This window comes from Bacillus sp. FSL M7-0791 (assembly GCF_038627085.1).
GTDB lineage: Bacteria > Bacillota > Bacilli > Bacillales > Bacillaceae > Bacillus > Bacillus safensis.
On record NZ_CP152022.1, the window covers coordinates 1,034,365 to 1,051,640 of the forward strand.

The 17,276-nt window shown below is 42.4% G+C and carries 19 protein-coding genes; 10 read left to right on the plus strand and 9 right to left on the minus strand.

Annotated elements, in window-relative coordinates:
* Window positions 1-17 precede the first annotated feature (17 nt).
* From sbcD to MHI08_RS05180, 3 genes are read left to right on the plus strand one after another with little or no spacing between them, the layout of a single operon-like run.
* Entirely contained in the window at window positions 18-1,193 is a 1,176-nt protein-coding gene (gene sbcD / locus MHI08_RS05170) for an exonuclease subunit SbcD (protein WP_248351368.1), read from the plus strand.
* Window positions 1,190-4,585 (plus strand): SMC family ATPase, encoded by a 3,396-nt coding sequence (locus MHI08_RS05175; protein WP_342500057.1) that lies wholly within the window; start codon window positions 1,190-1,192, stop codon window positions 4,583-4,585. Before sbcD ends, MHI08_RS05175 begins: the two co-directional genes overlap by 4 nt.
* Before the next feature lie 20 nt (window positions 4,586-4,605).
* Window positions 4,606-4,905, plus strand: a complete 300-nt coding sequence (locus MHI08_RS05180) for a hypothetical protein (RefSeq protein ID WP_024425503.1) — start codon at window positions 4,606-4,608, stop codon at window positions 4,903-4,905.
* A 47-nt stretch (window positions 4,906-4,952) separates the two neighbouring features.
* Here MHI08_RS05180 and MHI08_RS05185 read toward each other — a convergent pair whose 3' ends face one another.
* The 8 genes from MHI08_RS05185 to MHI08_RS05220 all read right to left on the minus strand — a co-directional run bounded on the left by MHI08_RS05185 (window position 4,953) and on the right by MHI08_RS05220 (window position 8,416).
* Window positions 4,953-5,171: a spore germination protein gene (locus tag MHI08_RS05185; RefSeq protein WP_003211468.1), complete on the minus strand. Its 219-nt coding sequence runs from the start codon at window positions 5,169-5,171 to the stop codon at window positions 4,953-4,955.
* 22 nt (window positions 5,172-5,193) lie between these two features.
* Window positions 5,194-5,625, minus strand: coding sequence for a spore germination protein GerPE (locus MHI08_RS05190; protein ID WP_024425504.1), 432 nt, complete (start codon window positions 5,623-5,625; stop codon window positions 5,194-5,196).
* Window positions 5,625-5,801 carry a spore gernimation protein GerPD gene (locus tag MHI08_RS05195; RefSeq protein WP_224426384.1) on the minus strand — a complete coding sequence of 59 codons (177 nt, stop codon included), beginning with the start codon at window positions 5,799-5,801 and terminating at the stop codon, window positions 5,625-5,627. The genes MHI08_RS05190 and MHI08_RS05195 overlap by 1 nt, the downstream gene beginning before the upstream one ends.
* Window positions 5,798-6,412, minus strand: a complete 615-nt coding sequence (gene gerPC, locus MHI08_RS05200; RefSeq protein WP_342500058.1) for a spore germination protein GerPC — start codon at window positions 6,410-6,412, stop codon at window positions 5,798-5,800. The genes MHI08_RS05195 and gerPC overlap by 4 nt, the downstream gene beginning before the upstream one ends.
* Before the next feature lie 30 nt (window positions 6,413-6,442).
* Complete coding sequence (locus tag MHI08_RS05205) at window positions 6,443-6,676, minus strand: spore germination protein GerPB (RefSeq protein WP_003210877.1); 234 nt, start codon at window positions 6,674-6,676, stop codon at window positions 6,443-6,445.
* A 14-nt stretch (window positions 6,677-6,690) separates the two neighbouring features.
* Window positions 6,691-6,912 (minus strand): spore germination protein, encoded by a 222-nt coding sequence (locus tag MHI08_RS05210; RefSeq protein ID WP_024425506.1) that lies wholly within the window; start codon window positions 6,910-6,912, stop codon window positions 6,691-6,693.
* A 125-nt stretch (window positions 6,913-7,037) separates the two neighbouring features.
* Window positions 7,038-7,199 (minus strand): aspartyl-phosphate phosphatase Spo0E family protein, encoded by a 162-nt coding sequence (locus tag MHI08_RS05215; RefSeq protein WP_029707539.1) that lies wholly within the window; start codon window positions 7,197-7,199, stop codon window positions 7,038-7,040.
* 122 nt (window positions 7,200-7,321) lie between these two features.
* The gene (locus MHI08_RS05220; RefSeq protein ID WP_342500059.1) at window positions 7,322-8,416 is read right to left on the minus strand and encodes a CotH kinase family protein; all 1,095 of its coding nucleotides are present in this window, start codon (window positions 8,414-8,416) and stop codon (window positions 7,322-7,324) included.
* A 513-nt stretch (window positions 8,417-8,929) separates the two neighbouring features.
* Between MHI08_RS05220 and MHI08_RS05225 the strand changes: the two genes are divergently transcribed.
* The 3 genes from MHI08_RS05225 (at window position 8,930) to MHI08_RS05235 (ending at window position 10,733) form a co-directional block, all read left to right on the plus strand.
* Window positions 8,930-9,247 (plus strand): hypothetical protein, encoded by a 318-nt coding sequence (locus MHI08_RS05225; RefSeq protein WP_342500060.1) that lies wholly within the window; start codon window positions 8,930-8,932, stop codon window positions 9,245-9,247.
* A gap of 119 nt (window positions 9,248-9,366) precedes the next feature.
* A complete protein-coding gene (locus MHI08_RS05230; RefSeq protein WP_248351371.1) occupies window positions 9,367-10,272 on the plus strand; it encodes a fumarylacetoacetate hydrolase family protein in 906 nt (301 codons plus the stop codon).
* 92 nt (window positions 10,273-10,364) lie between these two features.
* Complete coding sequence (locus MHI08_RS05235; protein ID WP_024426524.1) at window positions 10,365-10,733, plus strand: YisL family protein; 369 nt, start codon at window positions 10,365-10,367, stop codon at window positions 10,731-10,733.
* Between the two features lie 38 nt (window positions 10,734-10,771).
* On the opposite strand, the gene MHI08_RS05240 is transcribed toward MHI08_RS05235, so the two are convergent.
* The gene (locus MHI08_RS05240; RefSeq protein WP_248351372.1) at window positions 10,772-11,299 is read right to left on the minus strand and encodes a DUF2777 family protein; all 528 of its coding nucleotides are present in this window, start codon (window positions 11,297-11,299) and stop codon (window positions 10,772-10,774) included.
* A gap of 154 nt (window positions 11,300-11,453) precedes the next feature.
* Here MHI08_RS05240 and asnB point away from each other — a divergent pair, with 154 nt between their 5' ends.
* The 4 genes from asnB (at window position 11,454) to MHI08_RS05260 (ending at window position 17,264) form a co-directional block, all read left to right on the plus strand.
* Entirely contained in the window at window positions 11,454-13,295 is a 1,842-nt protein-coding gene (gene asnB, locus MHI08_RS05245) for an asparagine synthase (glutamine-hydrolyzing) (protein ID WP_034621806.1), read from the plus strand.
* A gap of 147 nt (window positions 13,296-13,442) precedes the next feature.
* Window positions 13,443-14,960 (plus strand): phytoene desaturase family protein, encoded by a 1,518-nt coding sequence (gene crtI / locus MHI08_RS05250; protein ID WP_342500061.1) that lies wholly within the window; start codon window positions 13,443-13,445, stop codon window positions 14,958-14,960.
* The gene (gene crtI / locus MHI08_RS05255; RefSeq protein ID WP_342500062.1) at window positions 14,957-16,432 is read left to right on the plus strand and encodes a phytoene desaturase family protein; all 1,476 of its coding nucleotides are present in this window, start codon (window positions 14,957-14,959) and stop codon (window positions 16,430-16,432) included. Before crtI (MHI08_RS05250) ends, crtI (MHI08_RS05255) begins: the two co-directional genes overlap by 4 nt.
* Window positions 16,425-17,264, plus strand: a complete 840-nt coding sequence (locus MHI08_RS05260) for a phytoene/squalene synthase family protein (RefSeq protein ID WP_208946569.1) — start codon at window positions 16,425-16,427, stop codon at window positions 17,262-17,264. The genes crtI (MHI08_RS05255) and MHI08_RS05260 overlap by 8 nt, the downstream gene beginning before the upstream one ends.
* Window positions 17,265-17,276 lie beyond the last annotated feature (12 nt).

Sequence of the window (17,276 nt, forward strand, 5' to 3'; positions counted from 1 at the left end):
AATGAGAGGTGAATCAAATGAGGATTCTGCATACGGCAGATTGGCATTTAGGAAAAACCCTTGAAGGCCGGAGCCGGCTTGATGAGCAAGCACAGTTTTTAGATGAGCTGTATCAAATCGTAAAAGACGAACACATTGATGTCATTGTCATGGCTGGAGACGCCTTTGATACAGTGAATCCGCCTGCTAGAGCAGAACAGCTTTTTTATGAAAGTCTATCTGCCTTATCTGATAAAGGAAAACGTCAGGTCGTGGTCATCTCAGGCAACCATGATAATCCGGATCGACTATCTGCCGCATCGCCTTTAACAAATGATCAGGGGATTCATTTAATTGGATATCCGACAAATGACATCATCCGCGTCGATGTTCCTTCTTCGAGTGAACGTTTATCCATTGCAGCACTCGCTTATCCGTCTGAAGCGAGACTTAACGAGGTGCTGGCTGAAACATTTGAAGAGAAATTGCTTCGTGATCATTACAATTTAAAAATAAAGCAAGCGTTCCAACATTTAAGCGCTCAATTTCAAGCCGATACGGTCAATATCGCAACAAGCCATATTTATGTGGCAGGAGGAAGTCAAACAGATTCAGAAAGACCGATTGAAGTAGGCGGTGCATATACCGTTGCGGCTGAAAGTCTGCCAGAAGCAGCCTGCTATGTGGCCCTTGGTCATTTGCACCGCCCGCAAACCATCAAAAGTGCCAAAACGACTGCTCGCTATTCCGGGTCCCCTCTTGCTTACAGCTTTTCTGAATCAGGATATGCCAAATCAGTCACGATTGTAGAGGCAAAACCTAATGAAAAAGCAAGCTGGAAAGAAGTGTTGTTATCAAGCGGAAAACCACTTGTTAAATGGAAGGCAACTGAAGGATTGAGCCAAGTACACGAGTGGCTGGATGAAAAACGGGATCTTCAGGCATGGATTGATTTAGAGATTCATTTAACAGATCAGCTCTCCATAGAAGAGATTCATCAGCTCCGAAAGCAGCATAGCGGGTTTGTCCATATTAGACCGAAATTTAAAGAACTTCAGCAAATGGAAGAACAAAAGCAAGCCGAAAAGCTCTCAATCGAAGAGCGGTTCGTGAAATTTTATGAGCGCCAGACAGGCGGCGGTCTTCCTGATGAAAAAACAGTCAAGCTGTTTTTGGAGCTCGCCAATGAAATGCAAGAGGAGGAAGCGACTTGAAGCCGATTACGCTAACCATTAAAGGACTTCATAGCTTCAGAGAAGAACAAACAATTGACTTTAGCTCATTATGTGATGCAGGTGTGTTTGGCATTTTTGGACCGACAGGAAGCGGAAAGTCGTCCATATTAGACGCCATGACCCTGGCGCTTTATGGAAAAGTGGAACGTGCGTTAAATAATACACATGGTATTTTGAACCAAGCGGAAGAGAAGCTGTCAGTTTCCTTTACGTTCGCTTTACAAAAGGAACACCACATTTCTTATAAAGTCGAACGTGCTTTCAAGCGGGCAGATGAAATGAAAGTCAGAACGACACTATGCCGTCTGATTGAAATTGGGGATACGCAGACAGTTCTTGCAGATAAAGCGAGTGAGGTCAATCGTAAAATAGAAGAATTACTCGGGTTAACCATTGATGATTTTACGCGTGCGGTTGTCTTGCCCCAAGGGAAGTTTGCAGAATTCCTTTCTTTAAAAGGAGCCGATAGACGACAAATGCTTCAGCGTTTGTTTAACCTAGAGAAGTATGGGGATCAGCTCGTTAAACGTTTGCGCGCAAAGGCGCAGAATCAGTATGGACAAAAAAATGAACTGCTTGCTGAGCTGAATGGCTTAGGAGAAGCTGGCCCAGAGGCGCTCGCAAAGGCAAAGGAAGCGGCTGAGCAGGCAAAGGCTATTTTTCATGAGAAAAAACAAGCGCGGGATGAAGCGTTCACTGCTTTTACAAAGGCGCAAACAATTTGGCAGTATCAAAAGGAACGAGAAGCTTATGAGACGGAACTAAACCATCTGAATCAACTGGCACCATCAATGGAAGAGAAAAAGGCCAAGCTTCATATTGCTGAGCAGGCAGAGGCATTAAAGCCTTATGCGGATGCATTAACAAAGGCTGAAAATCAGCTTTCTCAAGCATTAAAAGAGAAGCAGGAAGCAGAAAATCAGCTGCTGCATCAACGAACGATCTATGATCAAATGACACAGAACTATGAGCAAGCAAGGCAAAAGAAAATAGAAACTGAGCCAGAACTTCTTCAAAAGAAAGAGCAGCTGCTTCAGCTAAAGGAAATTGAACGAAAAAAAGAGGCGGCTCTTCAGGAAAAGACGGCAATCGAACAGCGAAAAAACGATACAGCGCAGCAATTATTACAAAAGAAAGAAGAAGCAGACAATCTCCAATCTTTGTTAGAACGTGCACTGGCAAAACAAACACAGCTGAAGCGTGAGCTGGAGCAATTACAAGTCTCTGTAAAAGAACGGAAAAGTGTACAGGATGCTTTGCGTTTAAGCGAAAATATTCAAAGAATACACCAAAGCATACACAAGGAAGAACAAAAGATGGAGGAGCTCAAAAAGCGATCAACACAGACCGCAGCAGCATATGAAAAGCTTCAAAAACAGCAAAAAGACCATCATGAAAAAATAGACCAATCGTTTCAAGCGATTGAACAGCTCTATTTCTATGTATGTGAATTCGAACGGGCTTTTACAGAATGGAGTAAAAGAGAACAAAGTCAGAAGCTCGAAAAATTAAAACAGCGTGATGCTGTTAGGGCGGCAGAATTAAGAAAAGAATTAGCGGCAGAGCTCGTAGATGGTGAGCCATGTCCTGTTTGTGGATCGATTCATCATGACCCAAAGGCACTGGAAAACACTGATCATGAAGAAACAGTGGCACAAATCGATGAAGTGATTCAACGGATGGACACAGCGCTAAAGCAGGCAGAGGAATATACAAGAGACATGTATGCCGTCAAGCAGTTATTGGAAACGCACGCCAATCAATTAGTAAAGCAGTTTGCCTTTTTATCTCAGAAAGCTCCAGGTGCGGAAGTTGCAGCAGCAGTAGAAGCAGTGCAAAAGCCGGAGTCCTTGCAGAATCTCATGCAAGAATGGAAAGGCTTGAAACAAGATATTCAAGAAGTTGAACGTAAACGAGCTCGTTTAATGGATGAAACATATGATCAAGCAGCAGAGATAAGCAAGACGAAAGATCAAATGACATTTGATCAGCAGCGTATCGAAGAATTAGACGGGCTGATCAAGGAGCTTCAATCTGAGCTTGCAGAGCAAACGTCTCAATTTGAACAGACCTTCCCGCACTTTACATTGCATCAAGTACAAGAGATGCAAAAGCAGATCGACGAAAAGGACCAGCAAGCGGAAGGCTATAAAGAGCGTATTGAGAAAAGTATTTCATTTTTGGAAGAAAAACAGCAGGCAAAAGAACAGCTGCAAACAGCCATATACGATGTAGAGAAGGAACTTGATAAACTAGCGCATCAGCTAGAAAGCCAGCAGCAGCTCATTCATCAATATGAAACAGATTTAGGGAGATATCCATTGAAAGCTGTCTCCATTTCTGATGAATTGATCGAGGTGGAACACACGCTTGCTCGTCTCAATGAAATGGAACAGCAATCGTATAAGCAATTACAGCAAGCGCAGGAGCTTTTTAGTGAAGCACAAAGTCATTTTTCAAGCTGTGAGCGTCAGCTTCAAGAGGCTGACCGGAGAAAACAAGAAGCAAGTGAAGCATGGACTAAAGAATCGGAGTCTTCTCCTTTTGATAAGCCTCAAGAGATTGAATCTGCTTTCATGAATCAATCAGTACGTCAAACTGTTAAACAGGAAATTGACGAATTTGAGGATAAAAGAAAGCAATGTGCCGCAAACTTAAAGCGAATTTCTGAACTGCTGAAAGATGAGTCACTAGATGAAAAGCAATGGACTGACATTAAACTGAGGAAAGAAGCGGCAGAAAAGGCATTGGAAGAAGCAACAGTGATGAGCGGCTCTGCATATGAACATCTGCGTGTAATGGAAGAAAATCACCAGCGATTTGCAAGTATTCATGAACGTTTGGCGGAGCTGCAGCAAGAAATTGATCGGCTCGATAAGCTGCAAACCGTGTTTAAAGGAAATACATTTGTTGAGTTTTTAGCAGAAGAACAGCTGGAAAGTGTCAGTCGTGATGCATCTGCCCGTCTTGGTATTTTGACAAGACAAAGGTATGCGATTGAGGTTGATTCAGAAGGCGGTTTTGTCATGCGTGATGATGCGAATGGCGGTGTCAGACGTCCAGTGTCCAGCTTGTCCGGCGGGGAAACCTTCCTGACGTCGCTTGCGCTTGCGCTAGCTCTTTCAGCGCAGATTCAGCTGAGAGGCGAGTTCCCGCTGCAATTCTTTTTCCTTGATGAAGGCTTTGGTACCCTTGATCAAGACTTGCTTGATACAGTGATTACTGCATTAGAGAAATTACAGTCTCAAAACTTAGCTGTTGGTGTCATCAGCCATGTGGAAGAATTGAAAATGCGGCTGCCGAAAAAACTAATTGTCCATCCGGCAGATCCAAGCGGGAAAGGGACAACAGTCTCAATGGAATTAATGTAAATATTGAGGTGATGACAAGGGTGGCAAAGCAAACAATTGGATTATGTGAGATGTGCGGAAGACAAGATGTCCTGCTTACAGAACATCACTTAACCCCAAGAGAAGAAGGCGGGGCTTTTTTACCGACTGCCTACCTATGCATCCCTTGTCATAAACAAGTACATGCCCTCTATACAAACCAGGAGCTTGCCGCACGTTTGAACACAATTGATGCGCTGAGGCAGGATGAAAAGCTTGCTTCGTACATCAAATGGATTCGGAAACAGCCGGCAAGCAAGCTGGTCAAAACAAAAAAATCGAGACAGCGCAGAAAGAAATAAGCATAAAAAAGCGCTCCTCTATTTGAAATGGATGGAGAGGAGCTGCTTTATGCATTGCCTACCATATTCTGATCATTTAAGTCAGGATCCACATAGTTGGTGGCGCTAATGCCATTATTTAATATCAAGAAATCTCCGGTATTCCCCGCTCCAGAGCCTAAAGCAGATTTTGACGAACTTTTAGGCGACAGGTAGAATGAGTCACCGACGTTTACGACGCCTCCAGAAATAGAGTTAATGTAAATGGGTCCGACAATTGCTGGCATAATCGACATCCTTTATTCGAAGTCATATCACCATCATATGCGCAGGTAGGTCCATTTGTGAGTTTTGCGGACTTTCATCATTGCTAAACAGCTCTCTAATATGCTTCACTCGCGCAACGCCATTCATTCTACAAGTAGAGCCGATTTGATAGACAGAGGACGATGATACCCCTTCTACATGGATTGAAGACACTTTAATCACAGGCTTTTCATGGTAAAATGCTGTTCTCACTGATCGCTCTGGCAGCATCAAAGGAATGGGCTCATAATACACTTCAAATTCTTTCGCATCTAAATTTTCTGCTTCATAGCCATAAAACAAACTAATGGTTCGTTGAACAGCTAATACCTTGACTTTCGGGCATAGCTCCTGAGTATCACCAATTTGAACCACACTCGAAATCCCGACAGAATTCACCTTTGAGAACTTCACTTGAGATGTGCGCTTGATCATTATCGAGGCGCCAGAGGAACAAACGGGCCAATAATCAGTGATTCTGGCGGAGTATCGAAAATCGAGGATAATTGTACATGGTCTGTGTCCCCGATGATAAATAGGGAAGAAGACGATACCCCGACTACTTTAATGCTTCCAGTCTCGATGTTGCGGTTGATAACTGTGAAATTCATCCGTTTTCCTCTCCTTTCGTTTCACTTGGAATATGGGCTAAAAAGTGCTCAATCGCTCGCTTTACATCATGCTTCACATATTCAGCAATTTGCTCTGAACGCTGCAGCGGTGTCATATCTTCCCGGTGTGGCAGCTGTCCCGCATAGTATTTGATCCTGCTGTCAATTTGCTTGCGAATATCCTCAATGATATGGTGTTTGTTGCTTTCATCGAGGGACCCTTCGTATCGCTGTTCTAGTTCTTCAAGAAGTTCTGGTGCTTCTTCATTTAAAAATGCATCGACAAGCTGCCGTGTTTGATTGAAAAATTGACCAGCCATTTCTTGCTGCATCATTCCAATTCCCGGGGTTGTTGTTTGGCCCACTTCAAAGTTTTGAACACTGTTTGGATCAGATGGATTGAGGCCGATATTCAGCGTTCCTTCCAGCCGTTCGATTTTCAGTTGATCAAATTGATAATCAATCCGTTCAATATTCGTTGTCGGTTTATCTTTGATTATTTGTATTTCCTGCTGAAGCTCGTTAAGCCTTTTTTCCAGCATCATGATTTGTTGCGAGTGTTTTTGAATGATGCCATATACTTGTGAAGCGTTGCTCTGATAATCATACATTTACATACACCTCCGGGGATTGCAGATGGCTTAAGTTGTTGGTGACTGAAGCGGTACAAAAGGTGCTGTGCTTGCGCCTTGAGATTCTTCAATTCCTTGTGTACCTGCTGCGGCAGGCGCTGCTTCTACATAGCTTCCCGTGTTATACAGGTTGGAAAGGGCCTTGATGGATCCAGCACTCCCAATTTGCAGAACAGAGGAGTTACTCACAGACTCTACACGTAAATAATTAATTTGTATCGCTTGATTAATATAGAAGTTCAACGGATCCTCACTCCTTACAAGTTACCAACAAGCGGTTGATCAATGACATCACTGTCGTACGTATTTGTCACACTTTTGTAGTTGCTAATTTGTAATTGATCACCTGTATTAAAACTGCCTGCGCCAGCAAACGTTTTAACCTGACTATTTGGAGAAATGGTGATGCAGTCTCCAACATGAACGACTCCGCTCGTTCCGACGGCATTTACTTTAAAGGCTCCCACAATAGCCGGCATAGCGGTGCACATCCTTTATAAAATTAGGGCACTTGTTTTGGGCGTTTCACCATAGCTTATGATGGGTCTTTTAATGTGTGATTGTCTTTTTGAAAGCTTTTGATGAGAGGAATTAGATGTATGGCTTACCCTTTTTTTGAGCAATCTTTAGAGGTGGATTTGATGCCTTTATTTAAGAGTGTGTCAAGCTCTTGACTGCACCTGATCGTTTCTTCGGCATTCATCCCGAATTTTTTCGCAGTCTCAATTAAATGTAATCTTTTTTGTTCAATTTCATAATTGATCATAACGGACGCCAACTCTCACATTTTTTATCAAATAGAAGGATATGGTTAGTATACCCTATTTTTCTATAAAAAAAGCTGTTTCGTCAATATGAGTAATAAAGTGACAAAATTCGAAAGTGTTTTTACGTACCAAATATCTCTTTTTTGATCTCAGTCTGTAAATAGCGTCGTCTTTTGTTGATATACTGCCGAATTAAGTCTCTTTCAGACTGCAAGATGTCTTTTCGATCTTTCGTATATGGATCATCTCCAATTCGATCCTCAATCGATTCATGCCATTTCTCGATGATTGGGCAGAGCCGGTCTTCTACAAAATGTGTATCGAGTACATGCTGGAAAAGTGTGTAATAGGCTCTTTTAAACGAAGGGATATCTAGTAATCTAGCAGTTAATGTATTAAAGCCGTTTACTGGGATATAATCAAACGGCATTTCTTCTCCATGAATGTCACGACCCCATGTTGCATCATAATCCCAAGGAAGTACTTGAAACCTCCCTTGTTCATTTACATAAAGAGCGTAGTTATGGACAAAACCATCAAAGTTTTGTGTGCATACCACACCGATGAGCCAGCGGAAATATTGTGTCACATCTAGGTATTGTTCAATTTTTTCTGCAAAAGTGTCATCTTTCGCTGTGTTGAGAAAGTAAATAAATTCACTCAGCTGATGATCATGTTGAGAAGTTCCCGTTTTTTTCTCGTATCCGAGAAGAAGGTGCTTTTTTGGTTTTTTATCAAAAGAACTCAAAAGGGAGAAGTTCGCGTCATCATCAACCGCATAATAAATGCCGCCTCCTGAAAGCTGCCGTTTTTGAAGAAAGAACTCATCGACGGATTCTATTTTCAAATAAATCCCTTCTTTTCTTCCATTTATGGTGAGAAACACATGAGAAGCAGCGGGGCTATGCACCCCCATCTGCTCAAAGAAATAAAAGGACAGCCTGTTTCGGATAAACGAAGGATCATTGTACTCTGCATTTAAATGAAAGATCGATTCGCCCTGTCTTTGTTTCGGCTTTCGATATTCAATTTGATAGGACTTTTTCTTAAGCTTTCTAATGTGTGATCCGCGGTATGAAGCATAAATATGTGATTTGGTTTGGCCTGTTTTTAGAATAGCTTCAACAGGTTCATCGTTCCAAATGTCTTTTTTTAATTCAATCAGGTCCTTTGGATGAATCCACATATCAAGTTGTTTTAAAGGTTCTGTGTTCATACGTTCATCAGCCTCCTATATGCTCTTCTTTACAATATGAAAGTGAAGGAATGTCCTGTACCGGCTGGTAGGTATTCATGGAGTTTTCAAGGAAAGAGGCATTCGTCACGAACACTTGTCTACCGAGTCTCGTAACATAAAGCAGAGAAGATAAACAGCTTTGTCTGTTTGTTTTGTCGAAGCATAGACTGGGAGGGGAATTGTTCGTGAGTACATTTGATCATTCACACATTGAACATGCAGTGGCTTCACTTCGAAGTGAGGGACGTGATCATCACTTAGATCGTGAACCAGAATCGAGACGTTCGCACAAGTCAGCTCGTTCTCGTCATTCGAGTCGCGGTCATTGGTTCTTTGGCGGTGGTGGACACCGTAAATCACGCCGCAGTAAAAAAAGCTACAGAAGCTATCGTTCAAAGAAAAGTTATCGCTCTAAGAAAAGCTATCGTTCGAAGAAAAGCATGAAGAGCAAAAAGTCATGTAAAAGCAAAAAATCTTACAGAAGCAAAAAGAGTGAACCGAAAAAGTCACACCGCAGCAAATGCAGATCCCATCATAAGAAAAGCTGCCGCAAATCACACCGCAGCAAATGCAGATCTCATCATAAGAAGAGCTGCCGCAAGTCACATCGCAGCAAATACAGATCCCACAATAAGAAGAGCCGCAAATCTCGCCGCAGCCATCGATCTAAACGTTCTCATCACCATAAACGCAGCCGCTCTTGCCGAAGATGTGGAAAGAAAACGCATCGATCCCGAAATAGAGGAAATGTTGAGCGTAAATGGGATCAAGGAAACATGTGGGAGTACCGCCGTTTTCGCTAAGCGTTAGATCATCATTTTTGAAACCCTTTTTAAAAGAGAGTATGATAAAAAAGGGTTTTTTTTGTTTCATAGAGAAATAAAATGAGACATCATAACTTAGCGAAATGAAGATTGTGAGGGGAAGACATGAAGTTTTTTACAGGTGAAATACATAGCAGCATGTTTATTGGGGTAGTCATTGATGATGAATGGGTGATGGACGTCAAAAAGGCAGAAGCCAAATTATTTGAGCTTGAGACACTGCCAAACTCTTTATCTGAGTGTATTAAAATGGGGGACAAGTTTGTTGAACATGTCGGGCAGCTTCTTGATTGGGCTGAGAAAAAAGAAGAAGACCGCGGTTCTTATGTATATCCGCTTTCGGACGTGAAACTCCATGCCCCGATTCCAAAGCCGTCTAAAAACATCATGTGTGTCGGAAAGAATTATCAAGATCATGTGATGGAGATGGGAAGTGCGGCGGATATTCCTGAAGACGTGATGATTTTTACAAAGGCACCTACTTCTGTCATTGGACACGAAGCGGACATTCTCCTTCATAAAGATGTGACAAGTGAGTTGGATTATGAAGGAGAGCTTGCCATCGTGATGGGCAAATCAGGGAAGAACATTGCTCCTGAAGAGGTCCAAGATTATCTATTCGGTTACACCATTTTAAATGATGTGACGGCAAGAGATTTGCAGAAAAAACATAAACAATTTTTCATTGGCAAAAGCTTAGATACAACCTGCCCGATAGGACCTTATATCGTTCATAAGTCAATGATCGAGGATCATGGTGCGCTCCATGTGGAAACAAAGGTAAACGGAGAGGTTCGTCAGTCTGCCAGTACGGAATTAATGATCTTCACAGTTGAGGACATTGTCTCCACTCTTTCAAAAGGGATGACATTAGAAGCGGGTGACATCATTGCAACAGGTACACCTTCTGGGGTAGGGAAGGGCTTTGAACCGCCTAAGTTTTTAGCTTCTGGAGATCGAATTGACATCACGATTGAACCGATTGGAACGCTGACAAATCACGTCAAATAAAGCGCGTGATGACACAGGATTGTCGCTTTGTGTTCGACTTATTTCGTGGTACGATGAGAAGGTACTTGTTCTGATAAAGGGGGAAATTATAAATGGGAACACATTTACATATCACAGCATGGGTGCTGGGGATTATTTTATTCTTCGTAGCCTTTGCTCTAGCAGGTAAAAATGACAAAGGCGCTAAAATTGTGCATATGATCGTTCGTTTATTCTACTTGATCATCATTGCAACAGGCGTAGAGCTGTATGTTCGCACAGGAATGAAAATTCCAGGTTACGGGGGCGAGTATATTGGAAAAATGATTCTTGGTATCCTCGTGATCGGTTTCATGGAAATGGTCCTAGTGCGCAAGAAAAAAGGAAAATCGGTGACTGGTGTGTTGATTGGTTTTATCGTATTTGCGATTGTGACCATTCTTCTCGGTTTACGTCTGCCGATCGGTTTCCATATCTTTTAATATAAAAAGGACATTGCTTATACGAAGCAGTGTCCTTTTTATGTGGCATCAAATTGTGAAACGATCCGTTGTCCGTCTGAAGTGGTCCATTCAAAACGAATGTGACTGGCGGCTGGCTCATGGTGACATTGAAGTGCAAGTGATTGCGTATCTGCCGAAAACTGAAAGAAAGAGACGCGCTGCAATGAATGAAAGGAAGAGAAAACACAATCATAGACGGAAAAACCAAGCTGCTCTATCTGGTCAAGGATGTGATCAAAAACGTTTTCCGGTACGAACATGAGAAGATCAAGCCAGCCTTTGGCAAGAGACGCCGTATATTGAATGTTTTCTCCTCCCTGTACTTCTATTAGCTGCCCGTTTTCATGAAGAATCATAGAACCGAGCAATTCTCCTTTTGTCCATCGGTCATTTTCCTTCAAACAGATCATCGTGCTTTGAAGACTTTCTGGCAGCATGATCTCTCCTTCTTCATCTTCAATCAGGCAATGCCCGTTTTCAATGAGCAAATACCCATTACACCATCTTCTGCTGCAGCGTTCAAGCTGCTTCATTCGATTCTCCATTTGCAAAAGCTCCTTTCCTCTTTCTTTTCTTACCAAATCAAGCTTGTCCTATACGCCGGGAAAAAAGGACAAATCAACTATCAAGGAGACGATGCATAAACTAAGAAAGGCTGAATGAGAACACTTGAGGAAAAACGGATGGGAGCTGATGATGATGTGTGGAATTACAGGCTGGGCAGACTTTAAAAAGCAGCTCATCCAACAGGATCATGTAATCAATCAAATGACAGATACATTATCTAAAAGAGGGCCAGATGATACAAATACATGGAAAAGTGAGCACGTTCTTTTCGGGCATAAAAGGTTAGCGGTGGTAGATGTAGAAGGCGGAAAGCAGCCGATGACATATACACATCAAAACCATGCTTATACGATTGTATACAATGGAGAGCTCTATAACACGGAGGATATAAGAAAAGAATTGTTAAAAAGGGGGCACCGCTTTCTTGGGCATTCTGATACAGAAGTTCTTCTTCATGCCTATACAGAATGGAAGGAAGAGTGTGTCTCTCATTTTAATGGCATTTTTGCATTTGTGATCTGGGATAGTGAGCGTGAATTGTTATTTGCAGGGAGAGACCGGCTAGGCGTCAAGCCATTTTTCTATACAGAACGTCATCATTCCTTCTTATTTGGTTCAGAGATCAAAGCACTTCTTGCTCACCCTGATATCAAAGCAAAAGTCGATCATGAAGGACTGTCGGAGATCTTTGGCTTAGGACCGTCAAGAACACCAGGTCAAGGCGTGTTTAAAGGGATAAAAGAGCTGAGACCTGCACATGCCTTGACCTTTTCAAAAGACGGTCTGCGTGTATGGAGATACTGGAATGTTAAAAGCAAGAAACATACTGATTCACTTGATGACACCGCACAGCACATTAAGCATCTCTTTACAGATGCCGTGACAAGACAGCTCGTCTCTGATGTGCCTGTATGTACATTTTTATCTGGGGGCGTCGATTCTAGTGCCATTACTGCCATTGCCGCTAAGCACTTTGAGAAAATAGGGAAAGCACCGCTTCATACGTATTCCATTGACTACGAAGGAAACGATCAATTCTTTGAGGCAAATCAATTCCAGCCGAATGCTGACGGTCCTTGGATTGATCAAATGACCAAAGCGTTTCAAACGAATCATCACAGCTGTATCATTGGACAAAAAGAGCTCGCTTCCTATCTGAAGGAAGCCGTTGAGGTTCGAGACTTACCGGGTATGGCAGATATTGATTCTTCCTTGCTTTGGTTTTGCCGAGAAATTAAAAAGGACTTCGTTGTTGGCTTATCAGGTGAATGTGCGGATGAAATCTTTGGCGGCTATCCGTGGTTCCATATGGAAAATGAAACGAATGGTTTTCCGTGGATGAGATCGACTGAAGCTAGAACACAGCTCCTGCAAGACTCATGGCAAAAAAAGCTGTCACTTAAGGAATACGCGCAAAGCAAATATGAAGAAACGGTGGCAGAAACGCCTCTTTTAGATGGAGAAACCGGCGTCAATAAAGCCCGGAGAGAACTTTTTTACTTAAATATGATCTGGTTTATGACAACACTGCTTGACCGAAAAGATCGAATGAGTATGGGGGCTAGTCTTGAGGTACGGGTGCCATTTGCAGATCATCGCCTTGTCGAATATGTGTGGAATATTCCTTGGGAAATGAAAATGCATGGAAATCGTGAAAAAGGGGTTTTACGAAAAGCATTAGAGGGAATTTTACCGAATGAAGTGCTTTATCGAAAGAAGAGTCCTTACCCGAAAACACATCATCCAGCCTATACTCAGGCTGTGAAAGAGATGCTCACAGACTGCCTCGCGCAAAAAGACTCTGTACTTCACGAATTTTTAGATCCACATCAATTAAAGCAGCTGATTGAAACGGAAGGGGCTTCCTTTCATGTGCCATGGTATGGTCAGCTCATGAAGGGCCCGCAGTTGATTGCCCATCTAGCACAGATTCATCATTGGTTTGAAACGTATCGAATTGATATAGAAGCGTAATAAAGAGTCGGCTTTCTTGCACATGTTGAAAGGAAGCCGGCTTTTTTGATACATAACATGAGACTTTTTGAGCACATCAAAAGTTGATGTAATCTTTTCAATTTGTATAATTAACTTAAAGTGAATTAATTTGGAGGAAAAAGGATAATGAAAATCATTGTGATTGGAGCGGGACCAGGGGGCCTTGCAGCAGCTATGATGCTTCAAAGCAAAGGACATGACGTTCATGTATACGAAAAGCAGCCCTTTGTCGGCGGGCGTAACGCTAAGTTTCAGCTTGGTGATTTCACGTTTGATACAGGTCCTACCTTTCTCAGCATGATTCATATTGCAGAGGAGCTGTTCACCTTTGCTGGTAAAAATCTTTATGACTATATTGATGTGATTGAATTAAAAGAGATGTATAGATTAATATTTCAAGACAATCAGCTGGACATGATCCGGGATCGCGATGAAATGTACAAACGATTAGAAGCCTTTGCATCTGGTGAGGGCGAAGGGTATTTACGATTTATGAATGATACAAAGCGCAAAATGGATCGTCTGACACCAATTTTACAAAGTAAAATGGACCGCTTTCATCATTACCTTCGCCTGAAGGTGATCAAAGCACTTCCACAGCTTTCACTAAATAAAAGTTTGTATGATGTGCTGTCAGACTATTTTTCGAATGAATCAGTGAAATATGCTTTTACATTTCAATCAAAGTACTTAGGAATGTCGCCGTGGGAATGCCCTGGTGCGTTCTCGATCCTTTCGTTTATGGAACATGACACAGGTGTATTTCATCCGAAGGGCGGTGTCAATCAGCTGTCAGAAGCGATGGCAAAGGCGGCGCTTGAAGCTGGGGCAGAGATTCATCTGTCAGCAGGCGTTGAAAAGCTGCTCACGGAGGGAAGGAAAGTAAAAGGCATTCGTTTAGAATCTGGGGAAGAAATACAAGCAGATGAGGTTGTCGTCAATGGAGACTTTGCACATGTGATGACAAAGCTTGTCGAGCCAGGACTTTTAAAGAAATACAGCGAGAAAAAATTAAAAAAGAAAAAATTCTCATGCTCTACCTTTATGCTTTATTTAGGACTGGATACCATGTATGATGAGCCGCATCATACCATCGTTTTTTCCGATGATTATGCTAGATTTGTCAAAGGCATTACGAAAACATATGAGCTGCCAGACGATCCGTCTATTTATATTCAAAATGCAAGTGTAACCGATGACTCTCTTGCTCCAAAAGGTAAATCAGCTCTTTATGTGCTGGCTCCAGTTGCCAATAACCAAAGCGGTATTGACTGGGAAGCGCATCAAGATGAATTTAGAGAGCTTGTGCTGGATACATTGGAGCGGAAAACCGGCTTTCAAGATGTGAGACAGCATATAGAAGTCGAGCGGATGATCACACCGAAGCAATGGGAGGAAGACCTTTACGTATATGACGGAGCTACATTTAACCTCGGCCACCAGCTGACGCAGATGATGGTCCTAAGGCCGCACAATGAATTTGATGAATTAAAGAACTGCTGGCTTGTTGGAGGAGGAACACATCCAGGAAGTGGACTGCCAACCATTTTAGAATCAGCACGTATCACGACAAATGCCATTCTTAAAAAAGAGAAACATTCACACAAAACAATGCCGCATCAAGAAAAGGGGAGCGCCTCATGAAACAACATATATTGATTGCAGGAGGCGGTATTGGCGGAATGATCTCAGCGCTTTATTTAAAAAAAGCGGGACATGATGTCACCCTTGTCGAAAAAAATGAACGGCTTGGCGGGAGACTTGCTTTTGTACGTGAGAAAGGATATAAAGTAGATGAAGGTCCGACCATTGTCCTACTTCCTGACATGTTAAAAGGCATTTTACATGAGGTAGGAATTGACGAATCATCTCTTGATCTTGTGCAGCTTGATCCGCTGTATACCATTCAATATCAAGATGGAACCTCCTATACGAAATACTCTGATGCACGTCTTCAGCTAGATGAAATCAGACGTGTATTTCCAAAGGAAGATCAAGGGTTCCAGAGGTTTATGGAAGAAATGACGGATCGGTTTCAAGAAGGGCAGAAAGCTTTTCTAGAAAAATCATTTCACGAAAAACGTACATTTTTTACAAAAGCCAATATGAAGATTTTAATGAAATTAAAGGCGTATCGAACGGTGCAAAGCGCTCTAAAAAAATATTTCTCAGACGAACGCCTGCGAGACGCATACGCACTTCAAACTCTCTATGTTGGGGGAAACCCGTATGAAGCATCGGCCATTTATTCGCTTGTTTCATATAGTGAGCACGCACATGGTATTTACTATTTAAAAGGCGGTTATGCAAGTTTAGTAGATATATTGGAAGGGCAGCTCATCAACATGGGTGTGCATGTAAGAAAAAATGAAGAAGTCACGCAATTGATGTTTGAGGGAAAACGGGCAGTCAAAGCAAAGGTGAATGATGAACATGTAGCCGCTGATGCATTTGTGATCAATGGAGATTATCCAGCTGCGTTAAAACAGTTTGGTTTAGACGAACAAGATCGCCGGAAATACGTGCCGTCCTCTGGCTGTGTGATGGTGTATCTCGGGTTAAACAAGATGTATCATGAAGCACCTGTTCATCAATTTTTTATGGGAGAACACTTTGATCAGCATATGAAAGAGGTTTTTCAAACGAAAACGATTCCTCAAGACCCGTCATTTTATACATTTAATCCATCGATCATTGATCCATCTCTTGCCCCAGATGGCTGTAGTGTTTTATACATGCTCGTTCCTGTTCCTTCAGGTGATCATATCAACTGGGAAGAGGAGACAGATTTTGTCGAGAAGATGGTGGATGTCCTTGAGAAAAGAGGCTTTCCGAGATTGCGAGAGTCGATTGTCTGGAAAAAGGTCAGAACACCAAATGATTCCTTGCGAGAAGGATTGTTTGAAGGCGGCAGCTTTGGACTTGCCCCTAATTTGTTTCAATCAGGTGTCTTCCGCCCGCAAGTGAAGGTCAGTGAGACAGATAATCTTTATGCGGCAGGTGCTTCCATCCATCCGGGCGGCGGGGTGCCAATCGTGATGCAAAGTGCGAAGCTCATGGCCTCTGTACTACTAAAAGATTTGAATGATAGAAAGGAAGTGAAGCTAAGTGGTTGATGTACAAACAGCATTAAAAGTGTGTGAGGACACCATTCAAACCCATTCTAAAACGTTTTACCGGGCCTTTTCCATGCTGCCTAAAAAGAAAAGACAGGCCGTCTGGGCCGTATATTCCTTTTGCCGTAGAGCAGATGACATTGTAGATGAGTCCCCTTCGCCAAAAGAGGACCTTGCATCCTTTCGAGAGACGTTTGATCGATTTTTACAAGGTGAGGTAGACCGGAATGATCCAATATGGGTGGCGCTAGAGCATACATTTCAAGAGTTTCGGATGGATGAAGCCCCGTTCCGTGACCTGCTCCAAGGACAAGAGATGGATATAGAGCAGCAGCGATACGAAACATTAGATGAACTGCTCATCTATTCCTATCATGTTGCTAGTACCGTTGGACTCATGCTCCTTCCCATTATTGCACCGCGTAAAAAAGAGCAGCTAAAAGAAGCAGCCATTTCGTTAGGGATTGCTATGCAGCTCACCAACATCCTTCGAGATATTGGGGAAGATCAGGCTGAAAGAGACCGCATTTATTTGCCAAAGCAGGTGATGGAACAATTCGGGTACACAGAGCAAGAATTGCAGGAAGGGATTGTGAATCAAGCCTTCCAGCACGTCTGGGAGTACATTGCCTTTGAGGCAGAGGCATACTACGAGGAGTTTTTTGACCATCTTCATGAATTCCCGCTGTATTCACGAATACCGGTGAAAGCAGCAGCTCACTTTTATAAAGCCATTTTAGATAAAACAAGAGAAAACGAATACCGCGTCTTTACAGAGCGGGCATTTATTTCAAAACAGGAAAAAGCACTTATTTTAGAAGATATTACGTAAAAAAGGACTGCA

Excerpts from the sequence above, each read along its gene's own strand:
- MHI08_RS05220 (WP_342500059.1), bottom strand. The coding sequence starts at position 8,416 with ATGAACACAGAACCTTTAAAACAACTTGATATGTGGATTCATCCAAAG.
- asnB (WP_034621806.1), top strand. The coding sequence starts at position 11,454 with ATGTGTGGAATTACAGGCTGGGCAGACTTTAAAAAGCAGCTCATCCAA.
- MHI08_RS05185 (WP_003211468.1), bottom strand. The coding sequence starts at position 5,171 with ATGCCAGCAATTGTCGGACCCATTTACATTAACTCTATTTCTGGAGGC.
- crtI (WP_342500062.1), top strand. The coding sequence starts at position 14,957 with ATGAAACAACATATATTGATTGCAGGAGGCGGTATTGGCGGAATGATC.
- sbcD (WP_248351368.1), top strand. The coding sequence starts at position 18 with ATGAGGATTCTGCATACGGCAGATTGGCATTTAGGAAAAACCCTTGAA.
- gerPC (WP_342500058.1), bottom strand. The coding sequence starts at position 6,412 with ATGTATGATTATCAGAGCAACGCTTCACAAGTATATGGCATCATTCAA.
- MHI08_RS05190 (WP_024425504.1), bottom strand. The coding sequence starts at position 5,625 with ATGATCAAGCGCACATCTCAAGTGAAGTTCTCAAAGGTGAATTCTGTC.
- MHI08_RS05240 (WP_248351372.1), bottom strand. The coding sequence starts at position 11,299 with ATGGAGAATCGAATGAAGCAGCTTGAACGCTGCAGCAGAAGATGGTGT.
- MHI08_RS05235 (WP_024426524.1), top strand. The coding sequence starts at position 10,365 with ATGGGAACACATTTACATATCACAGCATGGGTGCTGGGGATTATTTTA.
- MHI08_RS05230 (WP_248351371.1), top strand. The coding sequence starts at position 9,367 with ATGAAGTTTTTTACAGGTGAAATACATAGCAGCATGTTTATTGGGGTA.
- MHI08_RS05210 (WP_024425506.1), bottom strand. The coding sequence starts at position 6,912 with ATGCCGGCTATTGTGGGAGCCTTTAAAGTAAATGCCGTCGGAACGAGC.
- MHI08_RS05195 (WP_224426384.1), bottom strand. The coding sequence starts at position 5,801 with ATGAATTTCACAGTTATCAACCGCAACATCGAGACTGGAAGCATTAAA.
- MHI08_RS05215 (WP_029707539.1), bottom strand. The coding sequence starts at position 7,199 with ATGATCAATTATGAAATTGAACAAAAAAGATTACATTTAATTGAGACT.
- crtI (WP_342500061.1), top strand. The coding sequence starts at position 13,443 with ATGAAAATCATTGTGATTGGAGCGGGACCAGGGGGCCTTGCAGCAGCT.